At 35.4% G+C, this 20,516-nt stretch carries 17 protein-coding genes; 2 read left to right on the forward strand and 15 right to left on the reverse strand.

What is annotated here, in order from left to right; translation table 11 throughout:
• Window positions 1–158: 158 nt before the first annotated feature.
• The gene (locus ACTJJ9_RS14205) at window positions 159–770 is read right to left on the reverse strand and encodes a LysE family translocator (protein ID WP_145582025.1); all 612 of its coding nucleotides are present in this window, start codon (window positions 768–770) and stop codon (window positions 159–161) included.
• Window positions 771–1,091: 321 nt separating this feature from the next.
• On the opposite strand from ACTJJ9_RS14205, the gene ACTJJ9_RS14210 reads away from it, so the two are divergent.
• A complete protein-coding gene (locus ACTJJ9_RS14210) occupies window positions 1,092–1,685 on the forward strand; it encodes a uracil-DNA glycosylase (protein WP_145582023.1) in 594 nt (197 codons plus the stop codon).
• A 101-nt stretch (window positions 1,686–1,786) separates the two neighbouring features.
• On the opposite strand, the gene ACTJJ9_RS14215 is transcribed toward ACTJJ9_RS14210, so the two are convergent.
• The 5 genes from ACTJJ9_RS14215 to ACTJJ9_RS14235 all read right to left on the reverse strand — a co-directional run bounded on the left by ACTJJ9_RS14215 (window position 1,787) and on the right by ACTJJ9_RS14235 (window position 8,968).
• The gene (locus ACTJJ9_RS14215; protein ID WP_145582021.1) at window positions 1,787–3,052 is read right to left on the reverse strand and encodes an erythromycin esterase family protein; all 1,266 of its coding nucleotides are present in this window, start codon (window positions 3,050–3,052) and stop codon (window positions 1,787–1,789) included.
• 345 nt (window positions 3,053–3,397) lie between these two features.
• Window positions 3,398–3,901 carry a hypothetical protein gene (locus ACTJJ9_RS14220; protein WP_145582019.1) on the reverse strand — a complete coding sequence of 168 codons (504 nt, stop codon included), beginning with the start codon at window positions 3,899–3,901 and terminating at the stop codon, window positions 3,398–3,400.
• Window positions 3,902–4,083: 182 nt separating this feature from the next.
• Entirely contained in the window at window positions 4,084–4,851 is a 768-nt protein-coding gene (gene srtB / locus ACTJJ9_RS14225) for a class B sortase (RefSeq protein WP_145582018.1), read from the reverse strand.
• A gap of 153 nt (window positions 4,852–5,004) precedes the next feature.
• On the reverse strand, window positions 5,005–7,203 hold the full coding sequence (locus ACTJJ9_RS14230) for an acid phosphatase (RefSeq protein ID WP_145582016.1): 2,199 nt from the start codon (window positions 7,201–7,203) through the stop codon (window positions 5,005–5,007).
• Window positions 7,204–7,444: 241 nt separating this feature from the next.
• Window positions 7,445–8,968: a glycine betaine uptake BCCT transporter gene (locus tag ACTJJ9_RS14235; protein WP_145582014.1), complete on the reverse strand. Its 1,524-nt coding sequence runs from the start codon at window positions 8,966–8,968 to the stop codon at window positions 7,445–7,447.
• 362 nt (window positions 8,969–9,330) lie between these two features.
• Between ACTJJ9_RS14235 and ACTJJ9_RS14240 the strand changes: the two genes are divergently transcribed.
• Window positions 9,331–9,837 (forward strand): type 1 glutamine amidotransferase domain-containing protein, encoded by a 507-nt coding sequence (locus ACTJJ9_RS14240; protein ID WP_145582012.1) that lies wholly within the window; start codon window positions 9,331–9,333, stop codon window positions 9,835–9,837.
• A gap of 361 nt (window positions 9,838–10,198) precedes the next feature.
• Here ACTJJ9_RS14240 and ACTJJ9_RS14245 read toward each other — a convergent pair whose 3' ends face one another.
• From ACTJJ9_RS14245 to ACTJJ9_RS14285, 9 genes are all read right to left on the reverse strand, one after another.
• Window positions 10,199–12,454 carry a PxKF domain-containing protein gene (locus tag ACTJJ9_RS14245; protein ID WP_145582010.1) on the reverse strand — a complete coding sequence of 752 codons (2,256 nt, stop codon included), beginning with the start codon at window positions 12,452–12,454 and terminating at the stop codon, window positions 10,199–10,201.
• 282 nt (window positions 12,455–12,736) lie between these two features.
• On the reverse strand, window positions 12,737–13,333 hold the full coding sequence (locus tag ACTJJ9_RS14250; protein WP_145582008.1) for a class D sortase: 597 nt from the start codon (window positions 13,331–13,333) through the stop codon (window positions 12,737–12,739).
• A 2-nt stretch (window positions 13,334–13,335) separates the two neighbouring features.
• Entirely contained in the window at window positions 13,336–14,298 is a 963-nt protein-coding gene (locus ACTJJ9_RS14255) for a processed acidic surface protein (protein WP_145582006.1), read from the reverse strand.
• 238 nt (window positions 14,299–14,536) lie between these two features.
• Window positions 14,537–15,934 carry a right-handed parallel beta-helix repeat-containing protein gene (locus ACTJJ9_RS14260; protein ID WP_145582004.1) on the reverse strand — a complete coding sequence of 466 codons (1,398 nt, stop codon included), beginning with the start codon at window positions 15,932–15,934 and terminating at the stop codon, window positions 14,537–14,539.
• A 47-nt stretch (window positions 15,935–15,981) separates the two neighbouring features.
• Complete coding sequence (locus ACTJJ9_RS14265; RefSeq protein ID WP_145582001.1) at window positions 15,982–16,563, reverse strand: SMI1/KNR4 family protein; 582 nt, start codon at window positions 16,561–16,563, stop codon at window positions 15,982–15,984.
• Complete coding sequence (locus tag ACTJJ9_RS14270) at window positions 16,556–16,798, reverse strand: DUF4926 domain-containing protein (RefSeq protein ID WP_145581998.1); 243 nt, start codon at window positions 16,796–16,798, stop codon at window positions 16,556–16,558. The genes ACTJJ9_RS14265 and ACTJJ9_RS14270 overlap by 8 nt, the downstream gene beginning before the upstream one ends.
• A 43-nt stretch (window positions 16,799–16,841) precedes the next feature.
• Window positions 16,842–17,219: a hypothetical protein gene (locus tag ACTJJ9_RS14275; RefSeq protein WP_145581996.1), complete on the reverse strand. Its 378-nt coding sequence runs from the start codon at window positions 17,217–17,219 to the stop codon at window positions 16,842–16,844.
• Between the two features lie 438 nt (window positions 17,220–17,657).
• A complete protein-coding gene (locus tag ACTJJ9_RS14280; RefSeq protein WP_145581995.1) occupies window positions 17,658–19,208 on the reverse strand; it encodes a CehA/McbA family metallohydrolase in 1,551 nt (516 codons plus the stop codon).
• Window positions 19,209–19,228: 20 nt separating this feature from the next.
• A complete protein-coding gene (locus ACTJJ9_RS14285; protein WP_145581993.1) occupies window positions 19,229–20,503 on the reverse strand; it encodes a hypothetical protein in 1,275 nt (424 codons plus the stop codon).
• Window positions 20,504–20,516 lie beyond the last annotated feature (13 nt).

The raw sequence follows: 20,516 nt of genomic DNA on the forward strand, positions 1-20,516 counted from the left end.
AAGTGGTCGGGAAACCAACTTTATCCTACCATGTGAAGTGAGGTTTTTTAATACCTAATACCACGCTTGAAGCTCTTTAGAACCCCCAGCATAGCAGGGGGTTTTCGAAACCACAATAATAAAAAAATGACACTCTCCATAAGTGTCATTTAAATCTCTTATTCTTGTGTTTGCAGTGCTAATTTTAAACCTAAGCCAATGTAAAGAACCCCTATTGCTTTCCCAAGCCAGCCATTACCTTGATTTTTCACCATAACCTTATTGCCTACTGCGCTTGTGATAAATACTAATAATGTTGTATAGATGATGCCCATTAAAACAAAGACTAAACCAAGTATTAATAGCTGTATCGTAACAGGAGTACCATTATTTTGAACAAATTGCGGCAAGAAGGCTAGGAAAAATAGCGCTGTTTTAGGATTTAATAATTCTATTAAAAACGCCTGACGAAATGAACCAGTCGTTGTTACTTCCTTTTCAACAGGATTTTTTGTCTTTTTTGACTTTGCCAGCAACGCACATATTCCTAAATAAATTAAATATGCAGCACCCAAATATTTTACAACCTCAAATGCTAATGCAGATGTCATTAAAATAGCTGAAAGTCCAAGAACCGCTGCAAAGGTATGAACTAAATCTCCAGCAGCTAATCCGATTCCAGTGATGATTCCGTTCCTTTTCCCACCTTTAATCGTTTGAGAAATCGTGATAATAACAGCAGGACCTGGAATAAGAAATAACGCTAAAACTACTAAGATAAACGCAACCATTTTTCACTTCTTCCTTCCTTTAAAAACAATACTACAATAATATTAAAATACCTATAAATTACCTATCTGTCCATGGTAATAAAAGTAGATAGTAACAGAGACTTCATCTTTTGTTCGTTGCACTAATTACTATACAGAAAAAGAGTGTGTAACGACACACCGAATATTGTTTTTTTGAAAAAATTGATGATTATCGTAAAACTCTGGAAATCAAGAAAACGCTAACTTAATAAAAAACAACAAAGTTTATGAAAAAGACGAATTAACCTCAATATTTATTGGGCAAATTAACATTATTCGTCTTACAAAGGAGGAAAAGCTTTGTCTGATTTTTGCGCTTCATTATGGCCTGAAGAATCTACACCAGAGGAGCAAATAAACTGCAGTGATTGCGGTCTTGATAAGCATGGGTCACGAATGGTTTGGGGTGAGGGGAATCCAGAAGCATCGCTCATGATTCTATTGGATAATCCGGGGGCACGTGAGGACCGAGATAACAAGCCATTTGTCTGCGGGACTAGACAAACGTTACAAAAAGCAGTTGGTGAAGTTGGCTTAACAGTCGATGATTTATACATAACGTATATTTTAAAAAGAAAACCGACACGATCATATGAAAAGGAACACACTAGACAAATTTGCATGAACCACCTAAACCAACAACTGCTAGCAAAGCAGCCTAAATTAATTGTTTGCCTAGGAAACGTTGCTGTTCAATCCTTTTCCCACAATCCTGAAGCTGATGTGAAGTCATTACGGGGCAAATTTCATCATGTACATGGCTATAAAACAACAGCTGCCTACCATCCTTTAGCTGTAAGAAGACGCCCAAATCTATGGCGATTATTTTTAGAAGATTGGATGCTTGTTGCTAAGGAATATTTAACGTCCAAAAAACCTTATATCAAGGAATAATGAAGTTTTGATATAAGGCTTTTTAGGATGCCTTTTTGTTTAACTTTATCCATATTCATATAGCAAACCTTGGCTGTTATGAGAGTCATTTAACACTTTCATTATTCTAATACAATGGTTGGTGTTGCCTTCTTTACAATAATGATTCCATCGTATGCTTCATTTGGAACCATTTTTATCGTGTAAAACATCTTCATCAATTTATACCAAGGTTGAAATTCGTCTCCTATATTTGCCATTTTTTGCTCCTTTGCAATAATCGCTGATAACTCCTCTGATTCAAGGGTCTTTTTAAAATCTACGTAAAAAATATTTTGCTCTACTTCACTGAACGCATCTACTAATTCATTATGATTCTCTACTTTGTAATTTTCCCGTTCAGTTGAACCACCTTTTAATGCTTGGAATGTACTATCGATAAAGTCTGTACCGATTGCAAAATAATCCTCACCATATACCTCATCTAAATAATTCCCCATTGATTTATAGTCTGCAAGTGATGCCGATGTTTTTTCAATATGTCCATTATGAGCAGAGATAAATATTTTATCATGACCGTTAGATGTCTCGAAATCAACAATCCATTGTAGATTTTCCGCCAAATATTGGTCACGAAGCTTTGTATAGTCCTTCTCATTTAAAAATAATTGTGTCCGTTGTTTCATAACTTGCGCGTATTGTAAGGCAAAAGCATAGGCATCAGGAGAGGAGCTTTCCACATACGTCGCTTGATTTTCCTGCAAATTTAGGATGATGTTGTCTATTTTATTCTCCACATCTTCCAGTTGCTTCATTGTTAAATCACGCATTGTATCATTTGATACATGTTCCAACTGCTTCGTATATTTTTTAGCCCGATCATCATTAACCATGTCATAGTAATCGAGAAGGCCTTTCTTACTGTAATCATAGCGCTGCATATCATTACCATAAAAATATACCTTTTCTTCCTCGTTAACAGTTAGGTTATAATCATGCATCCATTGAACAAGATCAATCATTTGTTCTGTTTTATATATATTATAATCAAGAGCATAAACTGCTTCCTCAGCTGAACCAGTACCGTCTAAAATAAACTGATTAATTTTCTGTGCCCCTCCAAAATCTCCTTCTAAGACAAATACTCGGACTTTTTCATTTAATACTAATGTTTCAAATAAATCCTTTTTAAGCTTTTGAAATTCACTATTTCCATGTGTTGCCTCTCCAAAGCCAATTACCTTCACATTTTCCGGGATATTTATTTTTTCTACCGGTGATAAATATTGTGCTGCATCATCAATTGCCTTTCCTCTCCCACATCCTACTAGTAAAAAGAAAAGTGATATAGCCAAAATGACTACAGAGCCGATTTTTGATAAAGACATTAGATATCCTCCTATTTTCGATTACTTTTTGTTACCTTTCAAAATCCACCATTAAAATTGAAAAGCATATCACACTTGCGTCTATACTGTGTATACTGTATATTCCATATATGTACAGTATATACTGTTTTGTTTTAATATTCAACATATACTAAAAAACAAAAAAAACTGTCTATTATCAAGATTTGATAATAGACAGTCTTTTACAAACTACAAAAAGTGATATTTAAAGGTGATTAACAAACAAAAACGTTACAGACATTTTCTTATTCTTGACTTATTGTGTCACAACAACACGTCTTACTTTTCTATCGTTAAATAGAGATTCGCTAGGTAGAAAGTGCATTATTTCATTTCATATTTTCTCCAATAATCATATATAGCTTCCTTGATGATATTTGATAAATCCCCAGGTTTTTGCTCACTTAACCACTCTGTTTGCTCAATTGGTAATTTTAATTTTAAAGTAATTTTTTCATTTGGCATTTCATATTTTCTAATTTCCTCTAAAGTGATTCCGTCCTCTACATTAGGATAAGACGAATCATTTTCGTTTATCATAAGAAAATCATGAAAATCATCAATATCATTTAGTTCACAAAATAAGTTTAACTGCGGTAATCCTCCTGACAATCGTTTCAAATGCATAAATGAAGTAATTTGTCTTCCATCCTGTAATTCTATTTCTACAAGTAGGGTTTCCTCATTTTGATATTTCAGTACAACAACCTCACTTACAACGGCATCTAATTGCAACGTATAGCCTGTACTCGATTCAATAATATAGATTGCACTATTAAAAACATGAAGACCCTCACCGTCAATTTTTATCTCCTGAACCTTAACCATAAACTACTCTCCTTTTAAGGATTATTTCCTAAAAGTGGCTTTGAATTTCTTCTCTCCTGTTCAAAACCTCATGTATTTATCTACTATTCTATCAAAAAAAGACACTCGATTATGAGTGTCATCTTCGTCAGTTTAATTTTAAAGTGAAAGGAGCTAGGAATCTACCACTGCACAATGTTACATTAATCAATCTTCGTTAATTTACCATGTACGACTAATCTTCCTTCATCTGGGTCAGACAGGTTGTTACATGTCGATAAGGTGATAATATGATCCTTTTCATTTACTTGGACATTTGTCTGTACTTCTGAGTTTTCTTTGATTACTTTCAAGTATTGTTTGTATTCTTCATCGCTCGCAAAATCAGTTTCAATATAATGAAAATCTGTTGTCGTTACATACGCTGAAAAGACTTCCACATCATAGCTTGCATAAATTGTATTAAACTGAAAATGCTTGTTTTGTGAAGCAAATTCCTCATCTAAAAATTTCTTTAACTGCCCGAACATCGAGCCGTCCTTCATTTCATGTCCGTAAATAATCGTCTGTTTATTTAGTGTATCTACTTGATTCCGATAATCCATAAAGATACTTCCTGCTTTTGATTCCTCCTTTTTATAATTTCGCTTTAAATAATATTCATTATCTGAGCTTTGCAAAATAGGATAATGAACCTTTGTATGATCAATTGTTAGCCAACCGACAATATCGGGATTTATTTTTAAAAGACTTTGGAATGGAGAACGAATTTGATTTTCCTCTGCCACTGGCTCACTGTTTTGCTGGATTTCTTGATACTCTACTTGAATTTCGTTCATAACCTTTTCATTTTTTGAATATTCATAGTAAATCGTCGCAATTTTTATAACAGAAAATAGAAATGTGCCTAAACAAATGATGAGGATTAATGATTGAATCCAGCTCAGTCTTTTCCTTTTCCTCAAATTCAATCCACACCTTTACAGTTCAAAATTATCTTTTGTTGAATTTTCTCGGTAAAAACAAAATGTGCCCCTTGATAGACAAAGACTCAAAATGAACAGTCTATAGTCACAAGGGGAACATATTCTAGCAATCTTCCTTGATTTTGTTATGTGATTGTTTTAATTATCTACTCTTTTTAACTTTCTCCTAAAGAGTACAAACCCTGCTGTAAGCACTGAACCAACTAATAGCACGACATAGGGGATTAGGTTTGTATCATCTCCTGTTTTAGGGTTTTTAACTGTATCAATTTCTTTTTTCGTTGAATCGTCCGCATTTATTTGTTTACTCGTTTCTGATTGCTTACTTGCTTCATAAGTTGGATAGTCTACGTCTGTATGATTTTTATTATTATCTTTTTTATTTTTATCATCTTCTGATTCTACTGGAACATTAGGTACATCATCTGTATCTTTCTCATTTTCTGTACCATTGTCTGTTTCAGTGCCGTTATCAACATCTTTGTCTGTTTCTTTATCAGTATCTTTATCAGTATCTTTATCTTGATCTGGTTCTTCCTTAGTCGTGTCTACAACTCGTAATGCTTGTTCATCATAAACGACATCGTAAGTATCTGGAAGACCATTTATTTCTACTGATGAGAATGTACTGCCTTTTGCTAAAGTAGCATAGGTAATAATCGCTGAATCCTCATTAGGAACATAACCGTCAACAAAATTCAGATTTAACGTTCCGCCAAATGTCGCTTCACCATCAATCGCAAGAACTTCCTCACTGTTTCCGATCGTAAGCTCAAGTGTACCTGCCTCTGCTTGTGTAAAATCATCACCTATATTTAAGCTGCTTGTTACATCTTCATTTAACGTACCACCGTTATTAATCACTTCACCTTGTCCTAATGCAGTGCTGGAATCTGCCACTAAAGAGCCTTCCTCAATAACCGTACCACCAGAATAACTGTTATCACCAGTTAAAGTTAAAGTACCTGTACCTAATTTTGTTAACTTTCCAGGACCAGCGATATCATTTTTCCAGCTGTCTGAAGCATTAAATCCTCCTTGCGCGGCATCCATTGTAACAGTTACATCTGTCTCAAATGCTTCATAACCACCTGCTGCGGCAAAAAGATTTAATCTGCCCCAGCCTTCAGCATCGTCTAATACAGGATATCCAGATGGCAGACCTGTCGTATATAAAATCCAACGGCGTTGTGTCGCATCTAAATATGGGAAACGAGACTCAAGTAGTACTTCAGCACCCTTAGGTACGATCATTGGTTTTGTCGTATCACCAATTTGTTCAAACCCGTAAGTTAGTCGCTCGGTAAATTTTTCTTTGTTTGCTTCATAATTTTCAGATGTGCCCTCTTGTGTAAGTAATACATCATGTGCTTGCTGATAAGCAGCTTCCTTCAAGCTTGCATTTGCCGGGTCATTTAAAACTGCTGCTGCTGTTGCTGTTGCCATAACTCGTCCACCAATAACATCCAACGGTGAATGCATACCAGCTACGATTCTGCTATTCCCTAATTCAGAGGCTCTCGTCATCAGCTCTTCATATTTTTCAGGCACGGAATATGCTAAAGCATAAGCAGCTAAATATGCTGCATTTGTATGACCGCTTGGGAATCCACCATCACTAGTAGGATCGTCTTTTTTCGCAGGGACAAGGGCTGGAACTAAGCTTACCTCATCACTCCAGCGAAACGGACGCATATAATTATAGTACGATTTTGCTGGATTCGTTGTTGCTGCACTTCCACGCAATGTATTAACTAGTTTCACCATGCTACCAAGGCTAGAATCCTCATCAGCCCAATTCCCATTAGGATTGCCGCCGTCCTCATACTTCACTGATGTCGCATCTTCTGGGATATCATCTGAAATCGTTGTCCCAGCATTGGCACCTTCTTTAAACTTATCAGAATAATTACCAAGACCTGAAATGACACTATAGCTCTGATGGCGTCGATCATCTAAGTAAGCTGCCGCTGCCTCCTCTTCAGTTCGATTGTTTGTAATTGAAATAACACTGTCGATATTGTGATTATGTACTTGAGAATTTAAAACTGTTCCGTTATCCCATGATGTTCCAGGTGTCCAAAGCTCATGAAACTTTGAAAGCACACCGATAGCCGGGTTTGATTCTGGAGTCATGTTATCCTTTGAATTATTTTGATAAGCGTCTACATAATATCCATATGCTGCTGCTTTCGGTTCGATTGCAGAGTCATCAACAACATTTGCTGCAAAAGTAGTAGTTGCACCTTGAATACATAAAACCGATGTTAACAATAAAACAGGCCATTTAGCTTTTCGCTTTTTATTGAATTTTCCTCCATTATTGGATAAAACCATTTTACCGTCTCCCTAGATTTATATAATAATTACAAAATTTATTTTAATTTTTAATTGTAAATTTAATGTGAATTGACGGTAAAGAATTATATTTTTTACATATTGTGATGAATTTCTTGCCCTTTTGACAAGGTCTCCTTTCTTGCATAGAAAAAGCTTCCCGAAAATATAGATCGGGAAGCTTTTCAAATCCGTACAACAACATTTGGTTTGCAGAGAATACACACGCTTTAATAAAACGTTATTTTTTAGACTTGTCTTTACGTGGTTTAGGCCTTATATATAACCCTAATTCTTTTCTTTCCTTTGTTAAGGAACGGTACAACGAAATCATCATCAACACAATGATAATCGAGAATGGAAATGCAGCAGCAATTAACGAATTTTGTAGCGCCTGTAGTCCACCACTATATAAGAGAATTACTGCGACTAAAGACTGGGCAATTCCCCAAGTTAGCTTCACTGAATTTGGCGGAGTAAGCGAGCCATATGTTGTTTGCATTCCAAGTACAAATGTTGCTGAATCAGCAGAAGTAATAAAAAATGTACTAACAAGGATGATCGCTACGATTGAAAGAAGCGTCGACCATGGGAATTCACTAAATACTGCAAATAAGACTTCCTCTGTAGCAAAGCTAGTTAAATCAACATTTCCAGCATTCTGAACTTCGATTGCTGAAGTACCAAAGACTGCAAACCATAAAAAGCTTACAACAGCTGGAAGTAATAAAACGCCTATCATAAATTCTCTTATTGTTCTACCTCTAGATACACGGGCAATAAAGATTCCTACGAACGGGGACCATGATATCCACCATGCCCAATAGAAAATCGTCCAACCATTAATCCAAGCACGATGTTCCTCATTAAGAGGAGCAATCCTAAAGCTCATATGAACAATGTCTTGAATATAACCACCGAGCGTATCAGTAAACATATCTAATATAAGGATTGTAGGACCTGCGATAAGCATTAAAAGAAATAACAAAATTGCCAGAACCATATTTATATTACTTAAATATTTTATCCCTTTGCCTAATCCAGACCATGCTGAAATCATAAAAAGGACAGTAACAATTACAATAATTATTAATTGAACGACGAAATTATTAGGTATTCCAAATAAATAAGTTAAACCACCATTAATTTGTGCTGCCCCGAAACCAAGGGTTGTTGCTACGCCAACTACTGTAGCAAAAACAGCTAACACATCTACAATTGTGCCTAGAGGTCCATCCATCCACTTTCCTAATACTGGTTTTAAAGTGGCTGAAATTAGTCCAGGCTCATCTTTACGAAATTGAAAATAAGCTAAAGCTAGAGCAACTATCGCATATATTGCCCAAGCATGAATACCCCAGTGAAAAAATGTATATCTCATCGCTTCTTTATGTGCAGTGGGTGTTCCACCTTCTGCTAATGGAGGGTCGATAAAATGTGATAATGGCTCGGCAGCTCCCCAAAACACAAGACCGATCCCCATCCCTGCACTGAATAACATGGCAAACCAAGAGACCTTCGAAAACTCAGGCTTTTCATCAGGTTTACCTAATCTAATCATTCCAACAGGACTAAAAATAAGAAAAATACAAAAAACAACAATGATCGTAACCAAAATTAAATAATACCATCCAAAACTCGTTGTCAGAAAAGCTTGTAGATTATTTGTAGCTTCTTCAAAGCTATCAGGTGCAGTTACACCGAATAATACTGCTACTAATACAATGGCAACAGTTATCCAAAACACATTTGATATTCTTTTCATCTGATTTTCCTTTCTATAAAATATCTCTTCTATAAGATAGGAATTTTCACTTTGCCCTTTCACATGCAGCTATTCCTTCAGATGAATCTTAAAATCGACTAAATGAAGGGTCCTATATACACTTCATCATGATAGTTTGAGCTATTTTTATATTTTTTATTATCAATATATTGCATATCTCACTATGAATTTACTTGTTGGTAATTTATTCCCCGAATTATTAATTCTAAACTATATATACATTTGAATTCAAGTGAAATGGTTATTATGTTTGTCTTGTTTATAAATCTTTGAAAAATACATAAGGTTTCCATTATAGTTTAATTAGTAAAAGTAAAATAAAAAATGGAGAGTGATAGTTTATGGCAAAGGTTGCATTTTTACTCGCAAGCTATTTTGAGGATTCTGAAATGAAAAATCCTTACGAAGCAATTAAGGAAGCAGGTCACGAAGCAACAATCGTTGGTCTTGAAAAAGGGATTGTTTGCGAAGGAAAACAAGGCACTGTATCGTATACTAGCGATGTAGCTGCTTCTGAAGTAAATGCAAGCGATTTTGATGCGGCTATTATTCCAGGAGGAGCTGCACCAGAGGCATTACGTGTTAATGACGATGTTGTCCGCTTTGTAAAGGAACTCAATGAACAAGGAAAGCTAATTGCTGGAATTTGTCATGGACCACAGGTCATGATTAGCGCTGACATTCTAAAAAACAAAGCTGCAACAAGCTATATTGGCATTCGTGATGATGTAAAATTAGCTGGTGCCGAATATCGAGATGAAGAAGTCGTTGTAAGTGGAAATCTTGTGACATCCCGCACTCCAAAGGATGAGCCTGCGTTTATCCGTGAGATTTTAGCAAAATTGTAATATACCTAAAAGGCTTGGAAGAAAGAATTCTCCAAGCCTTTTCTACTAGAAAACGACAAAAGCAGAAAACACTAATCCGAACCAAGACGAAATACTCATCCACAATGCCAATAACTCCAGCTGTACAAACCCCATATTTGGCAATTCCAGTGCAAACTGATCTAGCAGGTTAAGGTTTCACGTACAACTAGTTTAGTTGTTTTATCGTCCATTTCACAACCCCTTATTTCCTAATTAATTATTATGTTGTTCATTGATTAATTGTTCAAGAAAGAGAAAAGAGGCTATACCAGAAAGTGTCACACTTTTGGCACAGCCTCTTGTTCATCTTTTTTCAATATCAATAAACGGATCGATATCCCTATTTAAGGATTATCTTGAAAGAGTATAATGTACGATTCCCTCCCTCTACCCGAATTTGATATTTCCCTGCAGACATAGACTTCGTGCTGAGATTGAAAATATATTGATTTTCCCTAGCATCGTAGCGGAATTGATTATCTTTTACAGCTGAACTTGTCGAAACTCCATTAGCATCTTCTATATAAAGCTTTGCAGATGCCTCAGTAAGGTAGTTCCCAGCGTTATCCTTCAATTGGAACTTAATAGGAAGTGTCCTACCTGCCTTATAAGTAACAGATTCATCGGTTTTTACAGGTGGAAGAATTCCGCTTGAATGAATCGTTTCGCTTGCTGCTACGATCGGTAAATTCGATTCACCTTCATTATTTACAGCCGTTACCTTATAATAAGAAGTTCCGATAGGTGCAGTATTGTCGGTAAATTCCGGAACCTTTGAAGTCCCGATTTTTATATATTCTCCATTATGTGTTGCAGAGCGATAAATATTGTATTTTTCCACCCCTAAAATCGGAATCCAGCTTACGTTAATATCTGCACTGTTTGTTACAGCTGCCTTAATCCCAGCCGGTACAAGATTTTTAATCGTCAAATCATATCTTCGCGAATCATACCTGCTGAAATTATAGTTTCTAAAATCAGGCATACGCGGTTCACCGGTAATATGCTCCTTCAAACTGCTTGTTCCATTCGAATAAATTGATACGGTAAGTTCACCTGTCAAATTATAAACGAGAAGCTCATCTCTTGAATCTCCACTCATATCAGCTACCATGACTTGCTCTTTTGCATCTGTATGTTCATTAAAGGTAACAATCGGATTAAAATACCCATCATATAGCTTTGGTACGATTCCGTTTGGATTTTCTGCATCCTTTCCTCTTCTGTACGCAGTAATAAGTGGTGCATAGCTTCCAGTCCAGTTATCAAGTGGACGTACAATCGTTCCCCAATCACCCATAGCCCGCTGTTCGTGGTATAATGTTTCGCCACCTGAGTTGAAAAGGAACATTCCATCCCGCCCTGGATCTCCTCGATTTATTCGATCAAGTCCCGCAAGCTCTAAGCCCGGAGAATCGATGCGATAATTCCCTACAAGTATCTGTTGCGGCTCCACCGTATCGCCATTTCTAAATAGTTGGTTGCCATTAACATCGAAGGCAAATGTATCAGAACCACCAAGAATGATTTCTTGCTCTCCATCACCATTGATATCAGCTACCCAGTGAGTATCTACATGATCTGGTAAGTCATGTCTCCATAACTCCTTGCCATCGTGAGAAATTAAGGAATAGTTGTTAACTAATTCATCTCTGCCATCTCCATCAAAGTCATAAGGGAGCAACCCATGTCCAGTATTACCAGGATAATGCCATAGCTGGTTAAAATCCTTGTCCATCGCCCAAATCTTTGAATATCGATCCTTCAATAAGATGTCTTGCGGTGTTTTATTACCTGAGAAATTGGCGATAAAAATCGCATCATGGGCTCTTTGATCTGGAAGCTGATACTTCTTCTCCATCTCACCCGTTTTCCCATCAAAAACATAAAAATACTTTTCCGTATCTTCCCCTAGCTTCATTACCGTTAATACTTCATTTTCGCCATCTGCATCAATATCGTAAATTTGAACAGGCTCATCCGCCCCACTTGTTGTCACCCGCGGATCGACTGTTCCTTGCTGCCACAATAGATTCCCTTCAATATCATATGCTGCTAAATGTCCGACATAACGAGGATTATAAGCATCTCTGCTTTCATATGCTGGCTGTACCATTAAAATATCATTGCGGCCGTCCCCGTTCATATCGCCAATACGCATGCGATTCCCAGTACCAGCAGCACTTATATCAATCTTACTAACAAGATTTGGGAAAGACCATTGAGGCATCCCTAACACCTCTTGAGATTGCTCCCCTTCACCAGAAGCATTTAAAGCTGAAATTTTATACAAATAACTGGAATCGCTTTCAACTTTGTCGTCTACAAAATCAGCCGTCTTTGTATTCCCAATAAGTTTATAATCGTTATAACCTAATCTCGCTCGATACACATTATAGCTTGAAGCACCCTCTACAGCCACCCACTTCAAGGAAATAGAGTCCTTAGTTACAGAAGGAATTTCAATTCCACTTGGAGCTGGTATTGTCGTATGTACTTCAGTTGCAGCAGAAACAGGTTCCTTTAAAAAAACAAATTCAGACACCATTGATAGTGTTAAGATTGTCGCAAGCGCAATTTTAGATTTTTTAAACATGATTTTCCCCCAGACAAAAATAGTATCAAGCTTAAACCTAAAAGTTATTGCACACCTCCTCATTCATCATTTTGTTTTGTAATTGAATAGGCAGCTTGTCCTCTAATAAATATATGCTTGTTTCGGTGGGATCATTACACTTTGCGTAGGCATTTACTCATGTGTTTTCAAGAGTAAATCAACTATAATTAGCACAGGGTATTGTTGATTAAACTTGAATCGAATAATAAATACCTTACCCATTAAGAGTAAGGTATCAACTAGTCTCTTTCTTCCTTAATATCATTCCATTTTATAGTCTATATCATCGTAAATATTGGATGAAATCAATTCTCCAGTAATAACATACCTCTGAGGGGCTTCACCAATAAAACCAAAAGGATAACATGTAATTAATGTCAACATCCCTTTAGGCTTTGGAGTCATTACAGTTTGATTCTCTGCATCAACAATCCTGATTTGTTTGATCTTGTATAAAAATTCTCCGGCTTGGGTAGTAACAATGAACTTTTCATTCTCTTTTAATATTTCAAGTCCTCTAAATACAGTATCTCGATGACCAGATAAAATGGAGTGATTGTTTTCACCTGGTAAGGCACTAGTAGGAACATGTCCGACACCTTTTTTTAATACGTTAGCATTTGTTCCTTGGTAAATAGGAAAAGCCCGTTCAAGTTTCGGAATAACAAGTTTTCCCATTTCTTCACCTATATTAGGAATATCATGATAGTGAGCAATTTTTTTTTCCCTTTTTAGTTTTGTTTTTTCAACATTAACTTCTACCTCGGTTGATGCAGTATGCCCTTGCCAAAAAAAATATAAATTCCAAATGAAAATGCTAGCCCCAAATATGATAATCATAATTGAAAGCTTTTTCATATTTATACACGCTGTGTCTTTCTTGATTTGACGTATATGGATAAGCCAATTACGAATACGAATAATCCGATTATCATATTCATGCCAAATGGAGATGCTGTTTTTGGAAGTTGCTCATGTTTTATATTCGTTAATTCTCCAGCAAGGTCTCCAACATTCGTAAATTGAGATGCTGCATCTAAAAGGAATTCTGAAGACAACATATCCTCTGAAAGCTGCATATCTAATAGGAGATTTCCTTGTGTATCATAGATTTCAATTAATAAGCTATTGCCATTCATTTCTTCCATATTCATTAAGCGTCCGAACGAGATATCCGTTTTATTTCCTTCTGTATTAACTAAATAAAGTTTAGGAGCTAATTGTAAAAGTCCCATCATCTCTTCCCAAATCGAAGCTAGCTCATTCAATTGATCCTCGGTAAGCTCAGACTCAGGATCTACTGTTAGAAATGGTTCTAATCTAGCAGCAACCTCTTCCATTCTTTGCTCTAGTACCGTTTCATCAAGGGCCATTAAGTGGTTAAAGAACCGATCCACCTCTTCCTCCTCTAATCCAATTAAAGCTAACATCTCTTCTGCTTCTTTCATATACTGATCATGATTTAAGTAAAAATCAATAGAGACATCAAGTTCTTCAATAAACCAATAATCATCAACTGTCTCCCCGAATCCAGCAAGTAGCTTATCTAACTCATCCCTAGACATATTGTATTTGGTTAAAAGCTTAGTTAAACTTCTTTCATTAATCGGCGTTCCTAATTCACCTTTTAAGTCTTCAATCGTGTCAAAATCAGCTAAACTCATCTCATAATAATCTAAATAATTTTGCAAATCTTCCTGAGTCCATCCCATTTCAGAGAGGAGTTTATTCACTTCCTCTTCAGGTGGAGCAGCAAATACAGAAATTATATTATTATTAAATAAGAGTACAGCTACAAATAGTGCCGATACAAGTTTTTTCATGAACTTTCCTCCAATGTCTTTTGAAATACATTGGTATTATGTGTAAATATCATAGGACAATTCATCTGATTAGGGGAGAAGGGAAATATAGATTTTCCCCATCTTATAAAGTTACATACAAAAAATACTCCTACCTTTTTTATCGTAAGAGTATTTATTCTAGTTAGCTTGATTCAATTAAAAAATGAAAATATTCTATCAGTTCATAAAGTTTCAAGCTTTTACGAAAAACAACATCTTATTCAACAATTTCTAATGCAGGCGAATCGTTCTTCAGTTCGAAATCATAGTTGTTAGCATTTTTAAATCCTGGATTTACATAACTAGAGTCCTTATCACTTTTTGAGGCTTTTTTAAACTCTGAAAAAGATGTGTATTCTTCTTCTTTCCATACCCATATTCCCGTTTTTTTCTTTTCCTTATGAAAAACATTCTTCTTTAGAAGATTATCTTTGTTAGTCGAGAAATAGTTAACAATAAAAAGGCGTGATGGTCCAGCAGTGATGATATTTCGTTCTATCAAATTATTTCTCGTATCATGCTGTAATAAAAGCTGTCCTCCATCTAGTCCCTTCGTATCATTTCGATAAATAATATTTTGCGAGATTGTAGAATTGATCGTACCTCCCCGCTCTTCATCATACCCGCCAATTGATATTCCCGTGTAATGATTGTCAAAAATAACATTGTTAATTATCTTAATATCTTCAGCATATTTCTTCGCATGCTCAGAGGTTGCTTCAATTCCAATATCACTTTTATAGATCCTATTTTGTTCGATCGTAATATTTTTCCCACCATCGACATATATTCCTCCAGCTGAGTATTCTTCTCCATAAGCTGGATTTCCGTATGAGGAAATTTCATATACTTGATTATTTTTTATAATCCCATTCCTTACATAATCAGCCTTTTTATCAGAGGATATGCCTTCATAACCAATTAAATCGATCCCGATATTATCATTTCGCCGAACGAGGTTATGTTCAACTCGAAAGCCATCAATATTCCCATTAAGAACAAGAGCTTCACTCGCACCAAGCTTCAAATCCTCAACCGTGTTATTGATAATATTGATATCTTTCATTGCGCCAGTTCCATAGACAGCAATCCCATGAGCATTTCCATCATCCCCAAAGGTTTGGATTTGATGAACATGGTTATTTTCTAATGTAATATGACTGCTAGAGCCTGTTACATAAATCCCCATGACCGTTTCATCTGTTAAATCAGTCGTTAAATCCTGTATTGTTAACCCGCTAATCGTCAGGTGATGTTTATTATGTATCAACACCAAAGAGGAATCACCTTCAACATCCTTCAAACCATCTCCACTAAGGACAACCTTTTCCTTTTGATAGGCTTGAAAACGAATCGGTTTGGATTTTGTACCACTATGCTTAATGACAAGCTTTTCCTTATACGTTCCTTCTCGTATGAAGACCGTAGTCCCCGCTGTAGCCTCTGCAGCAGCCTTTTTCAGTGTACGAAATGGTTTTGATTTTGTACCATTATTTTGGTCATTCCCATTTTTAGCTACGTATATTGTCTTTTCTGGCTCTGCATTTGTGTTGTTTATAGTAAAAACAATGATGAATGCAGATAAAGTTAAGAGTAAGAAGATTAGTTTTTTCATTTTTTCAAGTCCTTATTGAGTAGTCGTGATACGTATTTTATAGGTGGTTAATCTTTCAGTAAGTCTTCATGTAGCCAAATGTCACCGTGATCATAATTTTCTTCATTTAACGCATCATTTAATTTAAGTAAACGTAGAAAGTCCAAAAAACTAGCATTGATTAATTCAATATTTTCATAATATGAATTAATGTCTGCTTTAGAGTTTATACCACCTATCATTTTCCAAGCTTCCAATTCATTTTCATGACCCCATAATAGGATTTTGCCAAACATTTCATCTTTTACACCAATACAAATTTGGTCACCATTTGGGTACATCCCGATTGGTATTAAAGCTTCTGGTATTCTATATAAATAGGTTTCAAGCTGTTCAATAAGACTATCATTACCTGTTAAACAGTATAACTCTTCAAGCACCCTTTCTAACTTTCCATGTTGAAACAATATCATATCTTTGAAAAAACCATTATCACATAATAAAAGAAAACATTTATAGCTATCAGGTAGAAAAAGATTATAGCTTTCCTCTATTAATTGAATTCGTTTTAATTTGTTTTGGATGAAATCATTATCTGAAATTGTATGATTAAATTTTGATAGGGTCGTTAAAATTTCTTTCCTATACATTTTTATTTTTCAGCCTTTTAAAATTCGTTATTAAACTTCCTGATCCATCGATTTTTTTTATTTGCTTCGTATGTAAAGTCAGTATCTCAATGACTTTTCCTTGATTATTAACAAATTCAACTTCGTATATCTCCCCTTCAAATACCATTATGATTGCTCCAATATCTCCTACCTTAACATGTATAGCATCTATACTCAATTCCTTTAAACGTACGACATCGAATTCGTTATACAAAGCTTTTTCACCTCTATTTAATTACCCATTCTTTTCTAATTTATCAACCAATCAAAAATATATCTTCCCCGTTATATAATTGATACTGTTCAAAAATGGATGAATCAGAAAATAAATCTAAATAGGTTTCATTATTAAATGCTATAATCATGTCATCTGTAGGTTCAAAATGATAAATTTCTGTAATTGAAGTATCTACTAAATGCTGTTTTATAATTGACAATCTATCGGTTTCTTTCCGTTCAGTTGTCCCAATAATTAGCCCCTGTTTATCTCTTAATCTCCAAGAGCATTCAACATTTAAGCTCCCCTTATCTAATATTACATTAATGAGATCCTTACCAATCGGGAGAATCTCAATAACTTTCCTGCCAATAAAATTTGAGAAATCTATGTTACTTTGTGATATTTTAATATTCAAACGTTACACCTTATTTCCTTATTTTTATTATCATTATAATTCATTCTTTTTAAAGTGAATCTTTTCAATTATCGAGTTATTTTTATAAAGTGCCATTAATTTCGCTATCTTTTTGTATAAAATCTTTTATTACACTACTTTTTGGTAGTGAATTTTCTTAAATTAACTGGCCATTAACGCGAGACCCAATTCATTTTTTACCTTTGATTTTACTCTTACAGAAAATTTCCTTTTTTAAATGTAAATATAGCCGATGACATTTTCTTTCGTAAAATGCCACCGGCTTTTTTCATTTCAGAGGTAGTGTTTTTTTATGCCTCCTGTTTAAAAAATGGATTTGCTAGAAAAAATAACTTGATACTCTCCAGGCTTGCCATTGTAATTTAATCCTAGAATTATATAGTTATTATTGCACTTCCAAAAATAGGGTTATATTCTTTATCTAATATAGATGGGATTGGTAAATGCAACTAACTCTGGTCTTTCATTTTCAACCGATGCATATAATTCTGCTCGAATCCATTTTATATCTTTTTCTTTTATCTCCGTTTCAAGTTGGAATAGCCCTGAGCTTCCACGTAGTCGTTCTCCATCGTTTGTTACTATCGCCATGAATGCGCTCTTTTTATCAATGCGTTCATTATGTCCCCATTCTTCTGAATACACTTGTACGATGAATGGTTGATGCTCTACTTGATTTACTACATCTCCTACTTGAAATACGCCTTCTCCATGCTTCACTGTAAGTTTAAGTGGTTTTTCATATGAAATACTGACTCGTCCAGCACGGATAGAACGTAAAAATGCTTTTCTGAAAGAATTTTTATCTTCATTGACTTCAGGCATTTGTACATATGTAATTGCTGGCAAAGGATTGATTTCTTCATTATGATGCCAATCCCTTCCCGCAGTTGCAGTTATTCTGTATCCTTTATTTAACAAATCCGTCCAGTATTTAAAAGCCCGTTGATTATAAGCTTTAGCTCCTGGTCTTGTAGAATTCCAAACCTCAATAAAATCAAAAACGTTCAATGATTCGACCGGGAATTCCCAGTGACACCCTGTCCCAATCGGATTACCTATACGGAACGGATGAGCAATGCCAACTAATGCGCCATGCCGACGGATTTCCTTAATCCCTCTTTCAATATCTAGCGGCCCTATTATTCTCCAATCAGTATAGGTTGGAGTCTCATAACCTACTGTTAGTAAGTGTCCATAAAAGGTTGTCCACTCTAAACCGTATAGAATGTGTATGCCTGATTGATTTTCTGCTTGTTCTATATCCTCAAAGGGACTAATTGTATTATGATCTGACATAACGACCGCTTTAAGGCCCATTTCCTTTGCAACCTCTGCCATTTCAATAACTGACTGTTTCCCATCACTATGAAATGTATGGGTGTGCAGTTCAGATGGTACCCATTGTGTTATACCTTCTATTTTAGGATACCTTGGAATATTAAAACCATTATTGTTTATTTGTTGAATTAAAGGTTTATTTCTCCACGGGAGAGAGGTTGTTGTGGCTATCGAATTGGATTTTTTATATACACACAACTGAAATTGACATGTATCCGTCACTAACGCATGAACACTTACCGTAATGAACCATAACCCCGCTAGATTTCTTTTATTTAAAAACCCCGGAGATGAATTGTGATCACGAATGATTACATGTTGAATAGGTGAATGATAATGTCGCCCACCTCTAAATCCATCAGGATCATCAATTGATAATGTGAGTAAGTTCCTTATCGGGTCGACATCATCTTGTGATAACTTTGTTTCATAATACTTCGATGCTTCTTCAGTTAGTCGCTTATTCTCATTAACATCTGTTTGATGAGGGGGCTCAAAGGAAAAATCTATGTAAACTGTGTCAGTATTTTCCGGTACAAAAAAGGTGTGTTTTATATGTGATTGCGTACTTTTATTTGTAATGCTTGAATTAATTTCAAATAAGATATGTTCCTCTTCTTCTCTCATCGTGTTATTTTACACCTTCCTTAAACTTTTCGCCAAATGATCTTTTCCTTTTGGAGAATGTCTAAATTCTCATCAAAAGTAGTTTCGATATATTTTTGTAAATCACCATTTTCATCGTAAGCAAAAACGCTCAAATTTTTTACGTTAGCCATAGGTAGCTTTTCATTTATAAGAGCGATCTTTATTTCTACTATGTTTTTAATAGATTCCCCGTCAGGTAAACAAATAGCTGTTCCAAAGTGATTGTACGGGCCAGTGTAAGCTGCAGAAAAGGAGCCAAACATTTTATGTTTTAAAGAACTAGAGTGCCACTCACTTTCTCCTTTAAGTCTACAAAGAATGTCTATACTTGGTAAACCATGCTTAATCCCCCATACAGAGGATTGGATATAAATATATTGGCTAATATTTTCGATTTTATTGTATGGCAACGAAGAGTTTTTCAACTGTCTCTCAGCTTCCCAAGTCATGACATGGTTAATATATGGAAAGCGTTGCATCACAACTTCACGCGCTTCTTGCTCAATTTTCCATTCATAACTAGGAATAAAAGAAAAATGATAGGAGCTCGTAATTTCATCAGTAAAGTTACCATTACATGTAGCAGTTTGAAGAATAATCTTTTTACCATCTATTAACGGACCCTTATACGTTTTTATCTGATGTTCTGCTCCTTGGTATTCAACATGATCGATTTCATGCTGTTCATTCAAATAAACTCTTGCCATATATTCAATATCTAATAGACGGCCCCACTTTGACATTAATAATACTGCAGGGGTACCCTCGTCTTCATGACTAAATACCATATGGTACTCAATAACCATTCCCTGTTCCCACTTGTCGAAAAAATAAATCATTTCTAAAGGAGTATCTGTATACAGGTTATCAAATTGGGTATATACTGCCCTTCCATAGAGCTTTGGAGCATACTGAACAGCAAGAACCTCTCGGGTAGACAAATCTAATTTCTCTACCGTAAAGCTATCTATCTGAGCAAACGCTTGACTGTTGCGAGGAGAATCACAAATCCATTCTACTTCGTATGTTCCGGGTTCCATGTACCCAAGAAGACGCTTATATGTGAAATTCTGTCCTCCATAAAATAAAATAATGTCTTGGTGATGCTCCTTGTCGACATATAGTCTTAGCATGAGTGACTCATTATTATCTTCCTGCCAAGAGGTTGTTGCTGAAGCTTTAAGATTAATGGAATAATATCCTCTCTCTTCAATCTTTATGCTTGATTTATCACGTTCTAAATGCTTCATTTTAATAGGATTTAATACAGTCATCATATCCATCTCC

The sequence above is a fragment of the Metabacillus sp. 22489 genome (genome assembly GCF_052044855.1).
Taxonomy (GTDB): Bacteria; Bacillota; Bacilli; order Bacillales; family Bacillaceae; genus Metabacillus; species Metabacillus niabensis.